This window comes from Peptacetobacter hiranonis (assembly GCF_008151785.1).
In the GTDB taxonomy this organism is placed as follows: Bacteria; Bacillota; Clostridia; order Peptostreptococcales; family Peptostreptococcaceae; genus Peptacetobacter; species Peptacetobacter hiranonis.
This window is the reverse complement of sequence record NZ_CP036523.1, coordinates 1,347,709-1,362,193: the sequence shown is the minus strand read 5'-3', so window position 1 is coordinate 1,362,193 and position 14,485 is coordinate 1,347,709. Positions and strand designations below refer to the sequence as shown.

The window sequence follows — 14,485 nt, the reverse complement described above, 5'->3', positions numbered from 1 at the left end:
AAATTTAAAAAATAGATTTAATAAAATAGTTATAGATTAATATATTGTTAAATAAATATTTTCCCAAACTATGAAAAAAGAAAAATTTCATATATAATTAAATATGAAAGGAAGTGGATCATTTTGGAAAAAGAAAAAGAAAGTTTAAGACTAGGGTTTAGCGATGTTTTTATTCTAATAATAGGATGTATTATGATGGCGATTTCGCTAAATTTATTCTTCAATCCTTATGGAATTGCATCAGGTGGGATAACTGGGCTTGCAGTTGTTCTTAATATGCTTTTTGGAATTCCTCTATGGATTGTCAACCTTGTTCTAAACGTACCGCTATTTATCGCAGCGTACAAGATTTTGAGCAAGAGAGACTGTATCAAAACAGTACTAGGAATAATATTATTAACAGTTGCGTTAAAGGTAACTGAGAGTATGTCTTCAATATTCATAACAGAGGACATTTACCTAATTATAATACTCGGTTCAATACTTATGGGTATCGGACAGGGGTTAATCCTTAGAATAAGTGGTTCTACAGGTGGTACAGACTTAATGGCTTTGTTAATTAATAAGGTGTTCCCAACATTAAGTATACCAATTCTTTTAGGAATTATAGACTGTGCAGTAATCGTTATGTCAGGATTTGCAACAGGTCAGATAGAAATAGCACTATATTCTTCTGTTTCTTTATACATCATTATAAAGGTCAGCGACCTTATGATAGAAGGATTTAACTATTCTAAGTCATTTATGATTATTTCTGATCATTCAAAGGAAATTACAGACAAGATAATGGAAGAGTTAGACAGAGGTGCGACTTTCCTTAAAGGTGAAGGTGCGTACACTGGTGCTGATAAGAATGTTATTTTGGTTGTAGTTGAGAAGAAAGAAGTTGTTGCGCTAAAAAGACTTGTAAGAGAAGTCGATCCTAAAGCGTTTATAATCATAACTGATATACATGAGGCATTAGGTAATGGATTTAAACCGGTAACAGCAGAATAAGATTAATATTTTGTTAGAGGAGGCTTTTGAGGAAGTCTCCTTTTTTGCTGCTTGGAAAAAATATATCTCCTTCTCTCCAGGCAGTCGAGCTGCATTGTCGAGTACGGAGATATATTTAATTTCCAAGCAAAGAAAGTAAACTTAGCAAAAGCCTCTATGTAATAAAAATATTAATTTTGTTCTTAGCTGTTACCTTGTTTAAAGAGAGAATGGAGAATAGGATTGCACATTCAACACATTATATGCCCTATTGATGTAAAACCTATTTACAATATTTTTTTGTTTTCAAAAGATATTTCAAGATAAGAATTAATGATTTTGTAAGCAGATATTTTGCAGACTTAGATACAAGTATATCGCACCGACAATTCTGTAAGCGCCTCGCAACTTATAAATGTGTTATATAAAAGTGCGAGGCGCTGAAGCCTGGAGAGCGAATACTTGTACTAAGTCAAAATATTGCTACAAAATCATTAATTCTACCTTGAAATACTTCACCTGCATCAGCCTTTTAGCCGATAAACATAGATTAAAACACATTATTGTTGTATAATATAATATTGAGATAAATTAAAACATTTGACAATATCATTTGTTTTGTAAAAATGAAACGGAGGAAATTATGGGAAACACTTATTATATAGCTAGACATGGACAGACAGAATGGAATATATTAGGAAAAACTCAGGGGCATGGAAATTCACCTCTAACAGAAAAAGGTCTTGCTCAGGCAAATGAACTTGCAGAGGGCATGGATAAATATCCACTGGATATGATATTCTCAAGCGATTTAGGAAGAGCAATGCAGACAGCAGAAGCAGTTGGAAAGAGATTTGGGATAGAAGTGCAGCCGACAGAAGCTTTAAGAGAAATGGGATTTGGAGAATGGGAAGGTAGATTAATTCCAGAAATAACTGAAAAATACCCAGAAATATACAAAACTTGGAGAAATGAGCCACATCTTGCAAAAATTCCTGGTGGGGAAACTTTAGATGTGATAAAGGAAAGATTAGAAAAATTCATAGACGAATTAAATGAAAAATATGATAACAAGAATATTTTACTAGTTAGTCATTCAGTGACAGTTAGGGTGCTTCTATTATTAATGTTAGACTCACCAATGAAAAATATATACAGAATTAAACAGGATAACACAGCTTTAAATATAGTAGAGTGGAGACATTACGGTCCAGTTGTTACTAAGATGAATGATACATCTCATATAAAAGGGGATTATAAACTTAACAACTCGGCTCTTGAGTAAATGTAGGTTATTTTTACTTGGGTATAGGATTGTTGGATAAAGGAGATAAATATGGCAAAGGTTGTTATAATCGGTGGTGGAGCAGCTGGTATGATGGCGGCTGTATCTGCTAGTCAAAATGCAAATAACGAGGTAATACTTCTTGAGAGAAACGGCGAATTAGGAAGAAAAATCAAACTAACTGGTGGAGGAAGATGTAATCTAACTAATGCCAGAGAGATAGATGATTTCTTTGATAAGGTAGTTACAAACAAGAGATTTTTATACAGCAGTTTTGACGCATTTTCAAATAAGGATCTGCTAGGGTTCTTTGACAGAATTGGCCTAAAATACAAAATAGAAAAAGATAATGATTTTAAGGTATATACAGAAAACGACAAGTCAGAAGATTTAATAGATGCTTTAAACAAAGAGCTTTTAAAGAGAAATGTTAAAATATACTACAATAAAAGAGTTGCCGATTTAGATGTAAATATGTTCCCAGAGGAACAGATTTTATCAAAAAAGGACAAGATTGGTGAAATTAAAGGAATTATCCTAGACAATGGAGATAAGATTGAGTGCGACAAGGTAATCGTCGCAGCGGGAGGAAGAAGTTTTTCAAATACAGGATCAGACGGAAATATGTACAAAATCCTAAAAAAATACGGTCATAAGATAGTTGAGCCACTTCCTGCACTTGTACCACTTAAGATAGAAGAATCTTGGATAATGAATATGCAGGGAATTTCGCTAAAAGACGTGGAATTATCTTGCAAGATTAAGAAGAAAAAGATAAAACAGAGCGGCGATATGATATTTACTCACTTTGGAATAAGTGGACCGGCGGTTTTAATTTTATCTTCTTATATAAATAAAGCATTGGAAGATGGAAATATAGAAATAACACTAGACTGCCTACCTAATAGCACAAGAGAAGATATCGTTGCAGCGATAAGGGAGTTCCCAAATAGAAATGTAATAACAAATTTAAAAGGAATACTTCCACAGAATTTCTTAAAAGCTATTGCAGAACAGGCAGGAGTTGAGGAAATGAAAGTCAACGAACTTCCTAAAAAACTAGAAAACAAGCTAGTATCACTTATAAAAGAAATGAAGCTGACTTGTACTTCAACATTAGGAATTGAGCCAGCTATAGTAACATCTGGAGGGGTATCTGTTAAGGATATCAACTCTACTACTATGGAATCTAAAAAGATAAAAAATCTTCACGTTGCAGGTGAGATTTTGGATATAGATGCAGAAACTGGAGGGTATAATCTACAGATTGCATTCTCAACAGGATTTGCAGCAGGAAAAGATGAATAAAAAAAGAGGAGAGTGTGGTAATTATGATAATAGCAGTAGATGGACCAGCAGGAGCTGGAAAGAGTACTATTTCAAAATTAATAGCTAAAAAACTAAACATAAACTACATAGACACAGGAGCAATGTACAGAGCAGTAACATACAAATGCTTATCTGAAGGCGTTGATGTTAAGAATGAGGAAGCTGTAATAGAAGTAGCTAAAAGAACTGATATAGATTTTAGAGATAATAATATATATCTTGATTCAAAAGTTGTAAACGAGAAGATAAGAACTAGAGAAGTAAGTGCAAATGTTTCTGACGTTGCTAAGATAAAAGAAGTTAGATATTTAATGGTAGATGTTCAGAGAGAGATAGGAACAAGAAATGATGTAATACTTGACGGTAGAGATATCGGATCTTATGTATTCCCAAATGCAGACTACAAGTTCTTCTTAGTTGCGACTCCTGAAGAAAGAGGAAGAAGAAGATACAAAGAACTTTGTGAAAAGGGATTTGAAGGAACTTTAGAAGAGATTATAAAAGATATAGAAAAAAGAGATGAGATAGACTCTAATAGAGAATTTGCTCCTCTAAAAAAAGCAGACGATGCTATAGAAATAGACACTACTGGACTTGGAATTGACGAGGTTGTAGAGGCTGTAGTATCTAAAATAAAATAGTTTACCATGTATACTATAAAGTTAAATAAAAATAAGAATGGAGAAATTAAATAATGAAGTTTTACGATTTTGCATTGAGTGTGCTTCGTCTATTTTGTAGGGTTTTCTTCAAATATGAGGTAATTGGTATAGAAAATGTACCTCTTGAAGGAAATGTTATAATAGCTGCGAATCACAAATCAAACCTAGATCCTATATTTGTTGCATCTTCAATGACTACAAGAGAGGTTGCAGCGGTTGCTAAGAAGGAATTATTCGACCATAAAATACTAGGTTTTATTTTAAAGAAATTAAACACTATACCAATAGATAGAGAGAATACTGGAATTTCAACAGTTAAGCAGATTTTAAGAGCTATAAAAGATGGTTATGTGCTAGGATTATTCCCAGAAGGAACTAGGGTAAAAGGAAAAGAATTTGGTCAGGCAAAGGCAGGTTTATCACTTTTTGCATCTAAAGGAAAGGCAAATGTAGTGCCTATATCTGTAATTTCTAGCTATAAATTATTCAGCAGAGTTAAGATATATATAGGCGAACCTATAGATATGAGCCAGTATTTTAGAGCCAAATTGACAAATGAAGACCACGAAAGAATCTCAGAAGAAGTTATGCAGGTAATTATTAAAAATTACTGTGAACAGGCAGATGGAATAGTAGATGTTGAAGGAATAAAATACAACGCCTAAGCATCGATTGGAGGAAATTATGAATATAAAGATATCAGAAAAAGCAGGATTTTGTTTTGGTGTTAAGAGAGCTATGGGACTTGCATGGAGAGAGTTATGCGAGGAACATGATAAACAGATATACGCATTAGGTCCACTTATACATAATAAACAGGCAGTTGAAAAGTATGAGGAAAGAGGGCTAGTGACAGCTGACGATATAGAGGAAATACCAAGTGATGTTAAAATGATAATAAGATCTCATGGTGTGTCTAAGTCTATATACGATAGAGCAGATGAAAAAGAACTAGAAGTAGTGGATACAACATGTCCTTTTGTTAAAAAAATCCACGATATAGTTAAAGAAAACTACGACAAAGGAAAGAAAATAATCTTAATAGGTGATAAAAATCACCCTGAGGTTATAGGAATAAATGGATGGTGCAACAACTCGGCTATAATTATAAAAACTATAGATGAAGCAAAAGAGTTAGAATTAGATCCTGAGGTTGATTACTGCTCAGTTGCACAGACTACTATGAATTTAGAAGTTTACGGAAATATGGTTGATATATTAAAACAGAAATCAGATAAGATTGATTTTAATAATACTATTTGTTCATCAACTAAGGCTAGACAGGAAGCAGCTAGAGAGCTTGCATCAGAAATGGACTGTATGGTTGTAATTGGTGGAAAACACAGCTCAAACACTCAGAAATTAGTTGGAATATGTAAAGAGGTTTGCCCTACTTTTGCAATTGAAACTAGAGATGATTTAGATGTGGAAGAGATAAAAAAATACGAAAACGTCGGAATAACAGCTGGAGCATCTACTCCAGACTGGATAATAGACGATATAATAGAATACTTAAAAAGTTTATAAAAGTTATTACCTTGCGATTGAAAAACGTGATTAATTGTTCTCCAGGCTTCAGCGACTCGCACTTTTATGTAACACATTTATAAGTTGCGAGTCGCTTACAGATTGTCGTAGCAAATTAATCACGATTTTTCAAAATATAAGTTAATAAATTTTAAAACGTTTTAAGCATCCTCTTATATTCTTGGAAAAGAGTGTAGGGGGATATTTTTTTTATTATTTTTTATTTAGTTATATTTATTGTAAAAAATATTTTCTTTAGATAAATATTTTTAGTATAAAATATTATTTATAAAAAATGTTTGACAATAAAATAATATGTGTTAAAATATAACATATAAAAAATACAGAGGTGATAAATATGAGAATATTTGAAAGTATTTTTGACATCTGCTACTTAGTAACAGTTATTACAGTAGGTATAAAGATGATCAAAGCAACAGAAAAAGGTAGTCAGTATAGATTATTTGGTATAATGGCTATCGTTCTTGGATGTGGGGATGCGTTCCATCTAGTTCCAAGAGTATATTCTATGTGGACAGTAGGTATAAACAACAATCCTGCTGCGTTAGGATTTGGTGAAGCCGTTGCATCAATAACAATGACTATTTTCTATGTAATATTATTCCATATATGGGAAATGAGATATGAAGTAAAAGACGATAAAGGTCTTAAATTCGCAGTTTATGCATTAGCAGCGATAAGAATAATACTTTGCCTATTCCCACAGAATGATTGGTTATCTCCAAATGCACCAGAAATTTGGGGAATATACAGAAACATACCATTTGCAATAATGGGATTAGTTATAATAGTAATATTCTTTAAAAAGACAAGAGAATTTAACGATTTAAGTTTCAAAAATATGTGGCTTGCAGTAACATTAAGCTTTGGATTCTATATTCCAGTTGTACTATTTGCTAAAACTATTCCAATAGTTGGAGCACTAATGATGCCTAAAACATTAGCATATGTATGGGTAGTATTCATGGGATACAATGCTATGAAAAAGGTAAATGAAAAATAAAAGCGTGATATAACTTTTAGGAAAACTTCGGAAAAGTTAATTAAAATGAAAGGACAAGATTATAACTACCATCCGCTCCAGGCAATCAAGTTGCATTGTCGCTGGCTGGCAGTTATATATCTTGTCCTATTTTTTACTAGCTTCAAACCGAGTTGTCGATGGAAGTTTGTTATTATGCAATACCAAAAGCTAGCTAATTAAATTTTATAATTATACTATCTATAGGAAAGTATTAAAAAGGCTGTTGCAGTTGCAACAGCCTTCTTTTAATCGTGTTAAGTTTTTTAAGAGTATTAATTTATTTTAGAAGTTTGTTCTGCTTTCTTTCATCAGCGCTTCGTAGTCTTCAAGGTCTTCTTTTGAAGGTTCTACAAATTCTTCACCAACATTGTTCTTAAATCCAATTCTTCTTGCTGGTTTTTCATCGTCCAATTTTGGAGCTGATGTAATTAAGAAATTGATTTGAGAAACGTGTTGGATTAGTTCAGCATAGTTTCCATTTACGTATCCGAAGTAGTGGATAAGTGATGGATTGCTGTATCCAATATCAGTTATATGCATAAGGACGCTTTCACCGAAATTAGTAAGATATAGAGCAACCTCTTTATCTTTGTCTAAATATTGTTCAAAATCGTAAATGCTTTCCATGATTCTTTGATATTGGTAGTCTGCAAGCTCGTAATTTCTTGATGATACTGATTTTCTGATTTTATCGCTAATAGTATCAGGAAGCACATTAGAATCATTTTTACGCATAAAATCACGACCTTTCAAAAATTATCTTATATTTGTAATTATTATTATAGTACTGTGAAATTTATTTTTCAATATATGATAGTTAATTTTCAGAAAATTATTATAAAAACAAAACTTTATTAAATCATAAAATAAAACAGCATAAAATTTGGTTAATAGTGTGATATACTATAATTAATAAATTTAAAAATTTGAAGTACAAATTAGTGTAATGAGGTGCATTTTATGGAATCAAAAACAATAGTAGACTACTATCATTTAGATGTGTTTAATGGGGATCAGCTTTATCAGATAGATTTAGGCTTAAAAGAAGGCATCGACGTCGATGTTTATGCTAAGCCTGAATACAAATTTGAACAGATGTATGAGATAAGAATGGGGTTAAAAGAAGGATTAGATATTTCTTTCTATATAGATCATAGATTAGATTCTAACCAGATGTATGAAATCAGAAGAGGTCTTGAAGATGGGTACGATGTTTCTGTTTATGCAACAGATAAATTTATCTGGAGCCAGATGGAGCAGATTAGAATGGGACTTGAAAGTGGTGTAGATGTAAGTAAATACGCAAAATCTAATATATACACTTCTGTTATGGAGCAGATTAGAAAAGGTCTTGAAAATGGAGTAGATATCTCTCCATACACAGAAAGAAAGCTTTTTGCTAACCAGATGGAACAGGTTAGACTTGGATTAGAACATGGAATTGACCCAGATTCATACGCTTGGAGAAAATATGAATGTTATGAAATGGAAAAAATGAGATTAGAGCTAGAAGGAAAATAGTAAATAGAAGAGGAGAATGAAAAATTTGCATTCTCCTCTTCTATTTTATATATAATTATCTAGTTTATACTGTTCAATTACTTTTTTCCCTAGAATAGTAATTGCCTTTTGTGGGCAGTTACTTACACAACGATAGCACAGAGTACATTTATTACCTCCAATAGCTTTTAGATTTACTATACTTATATTTTGAGTAGGGCAAATTTTTGAACACAAGCCACAACCAATACAATTTTCATTAATAGTCAAATTATTACTATAAGTTTTCGTTTTATGGAAAAACCAAAGTCGTTGACCTAAAAGACCAATTATATGAGATATAGAAGATAAACCATCATTAGGATATATTTTATTTTTTATATTATTTGCAATGAGTTTTATTTTTTCAGTTGCATTTTTAATTATTATTTCTTTCTCTTGTGTATTTTTTTTGAGTAAAGGACTATCACATACAGAATCAGGCATTTTTATATGTAAACCACCTAAGATTATTGCCCCATATTTTTTAAATAGCCTTGCTGAACATCCAGCACCATCGCCACTAAAGGCCCCCATTGTAGCTAAACATATAATTTTCTTATTTTTCCATAAAAATGAATTTTTTATTATAAACTCTCTTACAAAATAGGGAATATTAGAATACTGTATAGGATAACCGAAAATAATTGTATCCCGCTCTTCAATCTTTTTTATAGATGATGGATTTTCTAAAGAAACAATTTCATAAGATTCATCTAATAAAGAAGATAAAAGTCTAACACAATATTCAGTATTTCCTGTTCCACTAAAAAAAACACCTAACATAATTTCACCTACCCTTCAATAGAAAATAGACAAATTAAATCATCAAGTTTTTTACTCCAATCGAATGTATGCCTTACATTTTCCATTGTTGCCAAAGAAGTAATACCATGTATATAAGCAAATAATGAAATAATATAATTTTGTTTTTTTTCATCAGATATATTTAAAGATGCAAGTTGTTTTAACAGTTGTTCTTTATATATTAGAAATGGTTTATAATTCTCTTCTGTAAAACTATTAATATCTAAATCAATACTTATAGAATTTTGTGTAAATAAAAATGAAAAATATTGTGGATTTTCTAAAAAAAATAAAATATATGTTTTACCAAATTCTAATAAAAAATTAGATTGATTTGAATAAAGAGAAACAGTATTTAATAATTTTTCTGAAAATTGATCTGTAATATACTTTTGCATAGCTGAAATTAACTCATCTTTATTTTTAAAATGGCTATACGGAGCAGAATGGCTTACATTACACACTTGAGCTACTTTTCTTAATGAAAGCTGTTCAACTCCATATTTATTTACCAAATCAATCCCTTTTTCGATTAACTCATTTTTTAAATTTATATGATGATATGTTGAATTTTTCATAGACTCCTCCCGATAATTTAAACTTGACACTGTAAATATTATATCAATACAAACTTGACAGTGTCAATATTTGATAAATATATTATTAAATTAAAAATAATTAATTCTTTAAAAATACTTGATTTAGAGTATATAACGTGATAACGTTTAGTAGAGTAAATGTTAGGGAGGAAAATTATGAAGGACGGTATGAAATCAGTTATTCTTAAAATGATAATGTTCATAATTGCTGTTGGACTTTTATTCAATGTAATTATGATATTCAATATGATAATGAAAAAATTCTAATAAAATAAAAACTGCTGAGAAATTTCTTAGCAGTTTTTTATTTATATAAAATTATATAAACACATAATTCTAGTGAGAGATTTAAAGAAGGTTAGCAGCCTTCTTTTTTGTTTCAAATTTTTTATAAATAAAATTTAAGGAAAGTTAAGATATAATTAAGAATTATTTTTTAAATTCGCTAAACTATTGAAATTTCAACGGTTTAGCGAATTATAATATTATATTTCCTACATTCTTCCGACATTAGCGTTAAATGTTGGAAGTTTTTTCGATATAATCGTTAAATTTGTCTAATGCTTTCTTCTTAGACTCTTCAGTATCTTGTACATAAATATTCATAGTGGTTGATATATCGGCATGACCTAATCTTGCTTGAACATCTTTCATATTTGCACCAGCTTGTAGGAGCATAGTCGCATGAGTATGACGGAACGTGTGCATAGAAAAATTGATATTAGTTTTTCTGTTTATCTTAGCGACCATATTTGTGAAATGATGATGATCTAAAAAAGAACCATCTTCATGAGTGAATACCATGTTATTACAGTTATAAAGTACACCAAACTTCAAACGATTTTCGTTTTGGCTTTTCTTTATATTTTTAAATACTTTTTCAACAGTATCGTTAAAGTATATATCTCTAATTGAAGTTTTTGTTTTAGGTGTACTTAATTTACATTCCCTTACATTTGGTGCTATTAAAGTATGTCTGACGTGTATTATTTTATTGTCAAAATCAATATCCTCCCATTGCAGACCTAAAGCTTCACCTATTCTTAACCCTGTATGCAGCAACAGAAGACACATGTTATTAAAGTTGTGTTTACTAGAACCTATATCCAATATAGTTTCGAAATCTTTCATATCGATTATATCTTTTTTATCTTTTGTTTTTTTAAATTTAGGGAATTTTATAAACTTACAAGAGTTATTTTCTATAATTTCAAGTGGAAATATTGCATAATCCAAACAACTTGAAATTACAACTCTTATAATATTTGCAGATGAATGACATTTATCCTCTTCTTTTAACTTATTAAAAAAGTCACTCAGAACACGAGCTTTAATATCTGAAACTTTATAGTTTCCCAAAATAGGTTTTATGTGTTTTTTGTAATATCTAGCATAATTGTTAGTAGTACTTTCTTTACAATTATTCAAAACATATTCGTTAAACCAAATATTATACAATTCATCAAATGTCATTTTGCATTCTTTTTTATAGCCGTTTTTTAGTACTTCCGCTTCAAATAGTTTCATTTTTTCCTGGGCTTCTTTTTTAGTTTTTCCGCCCCGTCGTTCAACACGTTTTCGTTTTCCGTTTTCTTGTGGAAGTTCAACTGAAAAATACCATCTATCACCTTTTTTTCTTAAACTTCCCATTTTACCACCTCTTTTCGAATGTATGTTCTTATATATGTTAAATAAAAAGGCGAAAAAAGTCGCCCAATTATTTTCAAAAGGTTATGTTATAATTGAATTGTAGAAAAGCTGATACAAACCAATAATCAATATTTTCATTAAAAACTTTCACAATTCATTTAAAATTTTTATGTAAGGAAGAGTCTATTTTATAGGCTCTTTTTTAGTTGTTAGCTAATTTTAAAGATTGTCTATATTCCATAGCTTCAGCATATTTTGTATATTCAACAGTTTTGTCAAAATTCTTTTCTACAACTTCTTTTATTTCATCTAAAGTAACGTTGAAGAATTCTTTTCTGTTATTAACTTTATTAACCCTTCTATCTTCAAAAGCCTTATGAAGTGCATTTTCAAGAGCAGGAGCGTCCTCACTAAATATAGTTGCATGAACATCAAATTTGAACGGTACTGACGCGTCGCCAAGTTCGTTAACTCTTTCCATAGGGTCTAATCTTCTAGTAAGTCCTATTTTATAGATATTTTCACCGAAAGAACCTATGTTTGAGATTATATAAACGTACCCAGCACGAGTATTTTTTTCTTTGTTCAATACATCTTCTTCAACTTCTTGAAGTTCTTTAATTTTTGCTTCTAATTCGGCTATTTTTGCTTCCCAGATAGATTTTTCTTCGTTTTCAGAAGGTATATTTTCTTTTAATCTATCTAATTCAGTATTAAAATGAATTTTTTCTTTTTCAATCTTTTTCTTTTCTTTTTCTATTTCTTTCTGAACTTTAGCTTCTTCCCTCATTTGTTCTCTTAATGCTGCTTGTTCTTCTTTTTCTTCTTGCTTTTTCTGTAGATATTCAAAGTATAAATATAATTCATCTATTTTTGAATCTAAGTAATCTTCTCTTAGACTTATATTAAATGCTTCATATAGCTTGTTATCCTGTTCAAATGACTTTCTTATACGTTTTTCAGACGCTTCTAAATTTCTATATGTAACCTTATTTATTACGTTGTCACATTCAGCGTTGAATAATCTGAATAATGATTTTACATTTTTATTTGTTAAAGCCTGTCCTTTTTTAACTGATCCATCAACTGACCATTGAGTATCTATATTAACACCACTATTATTTTTAACCATTTCTTTCTGGTCATCTCTAATTTCTTTAAGTCTTTCCATATACTGTTCAGAGTTTTCAAAATCATATTTTGGCTCATATAGTCCAAATGATTGAAGTAATACTATATCATTTGTTTCTATAAGTTCATCTTTTAAAGATTTTATTTCTTTTTTCATCTCTTTAATTTTTTCAATCTTTTCATTAGCAACACTTAAATCATCTTTAAGAGATTCTAGTTCAGATAAAAGAGAATCATATTCTTTCTTTTTATTGCAATATTCAACAACTATTTTTTCTTTTTCTGAATCAATTCCATCTATATTATTTATATCGTTATTTATTTTTTCAATAACTTCTTTTTTAACTTCTATTTCTGAATTTAATTCATCTAGTTCTTCCTTTAATTTGTTTGCATTAGCTTGTTCTATTTCTTTAGAACTAGAATTAATAGCGAATTGTATTACAAGCAATATCCCAATTGCTATTAATACACCGATTGAAAAAGCATTGTCTTGCCGATAAGCTGAACTATATAAAAGAAATGCTAATAAAAATACTGAAATTCTACTAGATAATAAAAAGAATAAAATTCCGAGGCATCCTATTCCACACCCACCTTTATCGGAATTATCATTGTTAATACTTTTAATCTCCTTCTTTTGCTTGCTCATTCATAATCACCCCTATTTAAATTTATATTTTAATAAATCAGAAGGAATATTGAGAATAGCTGACATCTGTTCGATTGTATATCCTTCTAATTCTTTTAAATCGTCGTCGCTAACAAGTAATTCAACGGCGAATTTATTAGCTTCAATCTCAAACTTATTCTTTAAATATAAAGTTTTCTTTTCTAGGAAAAAACAATTTAAATCGCTATGTAATATCGCGTGTCCTAATTCGTGCGCTAAGACGAATTTTTTCTGATAATGTTCTAAATCATTGTTTAAAAAAATAAATTTATTTCTTTTTATATAACGATACATTCCTAATGTAGAAGAGCCTAAATCGGTTTCAATTACATTTATATTAAAGTAATCGACCAACTCAAATACATCGTCCGTATTAGCTTTTTTCTTTATAATAGATACGTATTCTTTCACATCCATTCAAACGCACCTACCTTTTTATTATTTCTTGTATTTTTTAGGTGTATATTTTTCTTTATTTTTAACCTTCGCTATTTCAAGAGCAGTTCTCATAGCTATTTCTAATTTATCCATATCATCTTCGTCAAGTTCTATACCATCAAAATAAACTGGTCCAGATTCTCCGTCACGAAAATCGTCCATTATCTTTTTTAGATCTTTTTCTATATCTTTTTTATCTCTATCATTTAAAGGTTGTTCAGTTTCTTCTTTTCCTGTTAGAAGATAATCTATTTCAACATCATATAATTTAGCTAGAGAATTTAATATATCAGCTTTAGGCACTCTAGCGTCCATTTCATACCTTCCTATACTTACATCAGTAGTACCTATTAATTTTGCTACTTCCTTTTGTGTAAGTCCTTTTTCTTGCCTTAAAGCCTTCAATCTACTACCTAAAGTTACCATAAAAACACCACTTTTCTATATAAATTACTTAATTAAATTATACAACCAAAATGTAAAAAATGGAATAAAACCAACCAAATTTTATAAAAAAATTATAAAAAATGGTTGACTAACTAACCAAATGGTATTATAATAAACTTATCAACCAAATGGTTATTGGAGGTGCAAATTTTGAAAAATGAAAAATTAAAAAGATTAAGGCTTCGGAATGGATTTACACAAGAAAGCCTTGCAAATAAAGCAAATATGAAGCCTTCTACATATGTAAAAAAGGAAAATGGGATAACCAAATTTACAGTAGAAGAGGCTTTTATAATATCTCAAATATTAGGGTGTAGGATAGAAGATATTTTTTTAAACACAAAACAACCAAATGGTTATAAAAAGGAGGGAAATTAA

The 14,485-nt window shown here is 30.0% G+C and carries 16 protein-coding genes; 9 read left to right on the top strand and 7 right to left on the bottom strand.

The window, feature by feature from the left end:
• Positions 1 to 123: 123 nt before the first annotated feature.
• The 7 genes from KGNDJEFE_RS06460 (at position 124) to KGNDJEFE_RS06430 (ending at position 6,802) form a co-directional block, all read left to right on the top strand.
• The gene (locus tag KGNDJEFE_RS06460) at positions 124 to 996 is read left to right on the top strand and encodes a YitT family protein (RefSeq protein ID WP_006440317.1); all 873 of its coding nucleotides are present in this window, start codon (positions 124 to 126) and stop codon (positions 994 to 996) included.
• A 622-nt stretch (positions 997 to 1,618) separates the two neighbouring features.
• Entirely contained in the window at positions 1,619 to 2,260 is a 642-nt protein-coding gene (locus tag KGNDJEFE_RS06455; RefSeq protein ID WP_006440318.1) for a histidine phosphatase family protein, read from the top strand.
• Between the two features lie 51 nt (positions 2,261 to 2,311).
• Positions 2,312 to 3,568, top strand: coding sequence for a BaiN/RdsA family NAD(P)/FAD-dependent oxidoreductase (locus KGNDJEFE_RS06450; RefSeq protein ID WP_006440319.1), 1,257 nt, complete (start codon positions 2,312 to 2,314; stop codon positions 3,566 to 3,568).
• A gap of 23 nt (positions 3,569 to 3,591) precedes the next feature.
• Entirely contained in the window at positions 3,592 to 4,230 is a 639-nt protein-coding gene (gene cmk, locus KGNDJEFE_RS06445; protein WP_006440320.1) for a (d)CMP kinase, read from the top strand.
• Between the two features lie 53 nt (positions 4,231 to 4,283).
• Positions 4,284 to 4,916: a lysophospholipid acyltransferase family protein gene (locus KGNDJEFE_RS06440; protein ID WP_006440321.1), complete on the top strand. Its 633-nt coding sequence runs from the start codon at positions 4,284 to 4,286 to the stop codon at positions 4,914 to 4,916.
• Positions 4,917 to 4,935: 19 nt separating this feature from the next.
• Positions 4,936 to 5,778 carry a 4-hydroxy-3-methylbut-2-enyl diphosphate reductase gene (locus tag KGNDJEFE_RS06435; protein ID WP_006440322.1) on the top strand — a complete coding sequence of 281 codons (843 nt, stop codon included), beginning with the start codon at positions 4,936 to 4,938 and terminating at the stop codon, positions 5,776 to 5,778.
• Positions 5,779 to 6,136: 358 nt separating this feature from the next.
• On the top strand, positions 6,137 to 6,802 hold the full coding sequence (locus tag KGNDJEFE_RS06430) for a hypothetical protein (protein ID WP_006440323.1): 666 nt from the start codon (positions 6,137 to 6,139) through the stop codon (positions 6,800 to 6,802).
• A gap of 303 nt (positions 6,803 to 7,105) precedes the next feature.
• Here the strand turns inward: KGNDJEFE_RS06430 and KGNDJEFE_RS06425 are convergent, their stop codons facing one another.
• Complete coding sequence (locus KGNDJEFE_RS06425; RefSeq protein ID WP_006440324.1) at positions 7,106 to 7,558, bottom strand: DUF6173 family protein; 453 nt, start codon at positions 7,556 to 7,558, stop codon at positions 7,106 to 7,108.
• Between the two features lie 225 nt (positions 7,559 to 7,783).
• On the opposite strand from KGNDJEFE_RS06425, the gene KGNDJEFE_RS06420 reads away from it, so the two are divergent.
• Complete coding sequence (locus KGNDJEFE_RS06420) at positions 7,784 to 8,344, top strand: hypothetical protein (protein ID WP_006440325.1); 561 nt, start codon at positions 7,784 to 7,786, stop codon at positions 8,342 to 8,344.
• 45 nt (positions 8,345 to 8,389) lie between these two features.
• Here the strand turns inward: KGNDJEFE_RS06420 and KGNDJEFE_RS06415 are convergent, their stop codons facing one another.
• The 6 genes from KGNDJEFE_RS06415 to KGNDJEFE_RS06390 form a co-directional block, all read right to left on the bottom strand.
• Positions 8,390 to 9,148, bottom strand: coding sequence for an EFR1 family ferrodoxin (locus tag KGNDJEFE_RS06415; RefSeq protein WP_006440326.1), 759 nt, complete (start codon positions 9,146 to 9,148; stop codon positions 8,390 to 8,392).
• A gap of 8 nt (positions 9,149 to 9,156) precedes the next feature.
• Positions 9,157 to 9,747, bottom strand: coding sequence for a TetR/AcrR family transcriptional regulator (locus tag KGNDJEFE_RS06410; protein ID WP_006440327.1), 591 nt, complete (start codon positions 9,745 to 9,747; stop codon positions 9,157 to 9,159).
• Between the two features lie 537 nt (positions 9,748 to 10,284).
• Complete coding sequence (locus KGNDJEFE_RS06405) at positions 10,285 to 11,418, bottom strand: site-specific integrase (protein ID WP_006440329.1); 1,134 nt, start codon at positions 11,416 to 11,418, stop codon at positions 10,285 to 10,287.
• A 202-nt stretch (positions 11,419 to 11,620) separates the two neighbouring features.
• Positions 11,621 to 13,201 (bottom strand): SNIPE associated domain-containing protein, encoded by a 1,581-nt coding sequence (locus KGNDJEFE_RS06400; protein WP_006440330.1) that lies wholly within the window; start codon positions 13,199 to 13,201, stop codon positions 11,621 to 11,623.
• 12 nt (positions 13,202 to 13,213) lie between these two features.
• The gene (locus KGNDJEFE_RS06395) at positions 13,214 to 13,639 is read right to left on the bottom strand and encodes an ImmA/IrrE family metallo-endopeptidase (protein ID WP_006440331.1); all 426 of its coding nucleotides are present in this window, start codon (positions 13,637 to 13,639) and stop codon (positions 13,214 to 13,216) included.
• 21 nt (positions 13,640 to 13,660) lie between these two features.
• Positions 13,661 to 14,086 carry a helix-turn-helix domain-containing protein gene (locus KGNDJEFE_RS06390; RefSeq protein WP_006440332.1) on the bottom strand — a complete coding sequence of 142 codons (426 nt, stop codon included), beginning with the start codon at positions 14,084 to 14,086 and terminating at the stop codon, positions 13,661 to 13,663.
• A gap of 171 nt (positions 14,087 to 14,257) precedes the next feature.
• Between KGNDJEFE_RS06390 and KGNDJEFE_RS06385 the strand changes: the two genes are divergently transcribed.
• Positions 14,258 to 14,485 carry a helix-turn-helix transcriptional regulator gene (locus tag KGNDJEFE_RS06385; RefSeq protein WP_050754663.1) on the top strand — a complete coding sequence of 76 codons (228 nt, stop codon included), beginning with the start codon at positions 14,258 to 14,260 and terminating at the stop codon, positions 14,483 to 14,485.

Bases quoted from the DNA above. Each gene is read 5' to 3' on its own strand.
- KGNDJEFE_RS06405 (WP_006440329.1), bottom strand. From the start codon at position 11,418: ATGGGAAGTTTAAGAAAAAAAGGTGATAGATGGTATTTTTCAGTTGAA.
- KGNDJEFE_RS06420 (WP_006440325.1), top strand. From the start codon at position 7,784: ATGGAATCAAAAACAATAGTAGACTACTATCATTTAGATGTGTTTAAT.
- KGNDJEFE_RS06425 (WP_006440324.1), bottom strand. From the start codon at position 7,558: ATGCGTAAAAATGATTCTAATGTGCTTCCTGATACTATTAGCGATAAA.
- KGNDJEFE_RS06395 (WP_006440331.1), bottom strand. From the start codon at position 13,639: ATGGATGTGAAAGAATACGTATCTATTATAAAGAAAAAAGCTAATACG.
- KGNDJEFE_RS06455 (WP_006440318.1), top strand. From the start codon at position 1,619: ATGGGAAACACTTATTATATAGCTAGACATGGACAGACAGAATGGAAT.
- cmk (WP_006440320.1), top strand. From the start codon at position 3,592: ATGATAATAGCAGTAGATGGACCAGCAGGAGCTGGAAAGAGTACTATT.
- KGNDJEFE_RS06440 (WP_006440321.1), top strand. From the start codon at position 4,284: ATGAAGTTTTACGATTTTGCATTGAGTGTGCTTCGTCTATTTTGTAGG.
- KGNDJEFE_RS06400 (WP_006440330.1), bottom strand. From the start codon at position 13,201: ATGAGCAAGCAAAAGAAGGAGATTAAAAGTATTAACAATGATAATTCC.
- KGNDJEFE_RS06435 (WP_006440322.1), top strand. From the start codon at position 4,936: ATGAATATAAAGATATCAGAAAAAGCAGGATTTTGTTTTGGTGTTAAG.
- KGNDJEFE_RS06390 (WP_006440332.1), bottom strand. From the start codon at position 14,086: ATGGTAACTTTAGGTAGTAGATTGAAGGCTTTAAGGCAAGAAAAAGGA.
- KGNDJEFE_RS06450 (WP_006440319.1), top strand. From the start codon at position 2,312: ATGGCAAAGGTTGTTATAATCGGTGGTGGAGCAGCTGGTATGATGGCG.
- KGNDJEFE_RS06410 (WP_006440327.1), bottom strand. From the start codon at position 9,747: ATGAAAAATTCAACATATCATCATATAAATTTAAAAAATGAGTTAATC.
- KGNDJEFE_RS06415 (WP_006440326.1), bottom strand. From the start codon at position 9,148: ATGTTAGGTGTTTTTTTTAGTGGAACAGGAAATACTGAATATTGTGTT.
- KGNDJEFE_RS06430 (WP_006440323.1), top strand. From the start codon at position 6,137: ATGAGAATATTTGAAAGTATTTTTGACATCTGCTACTTAGTAACAGTT.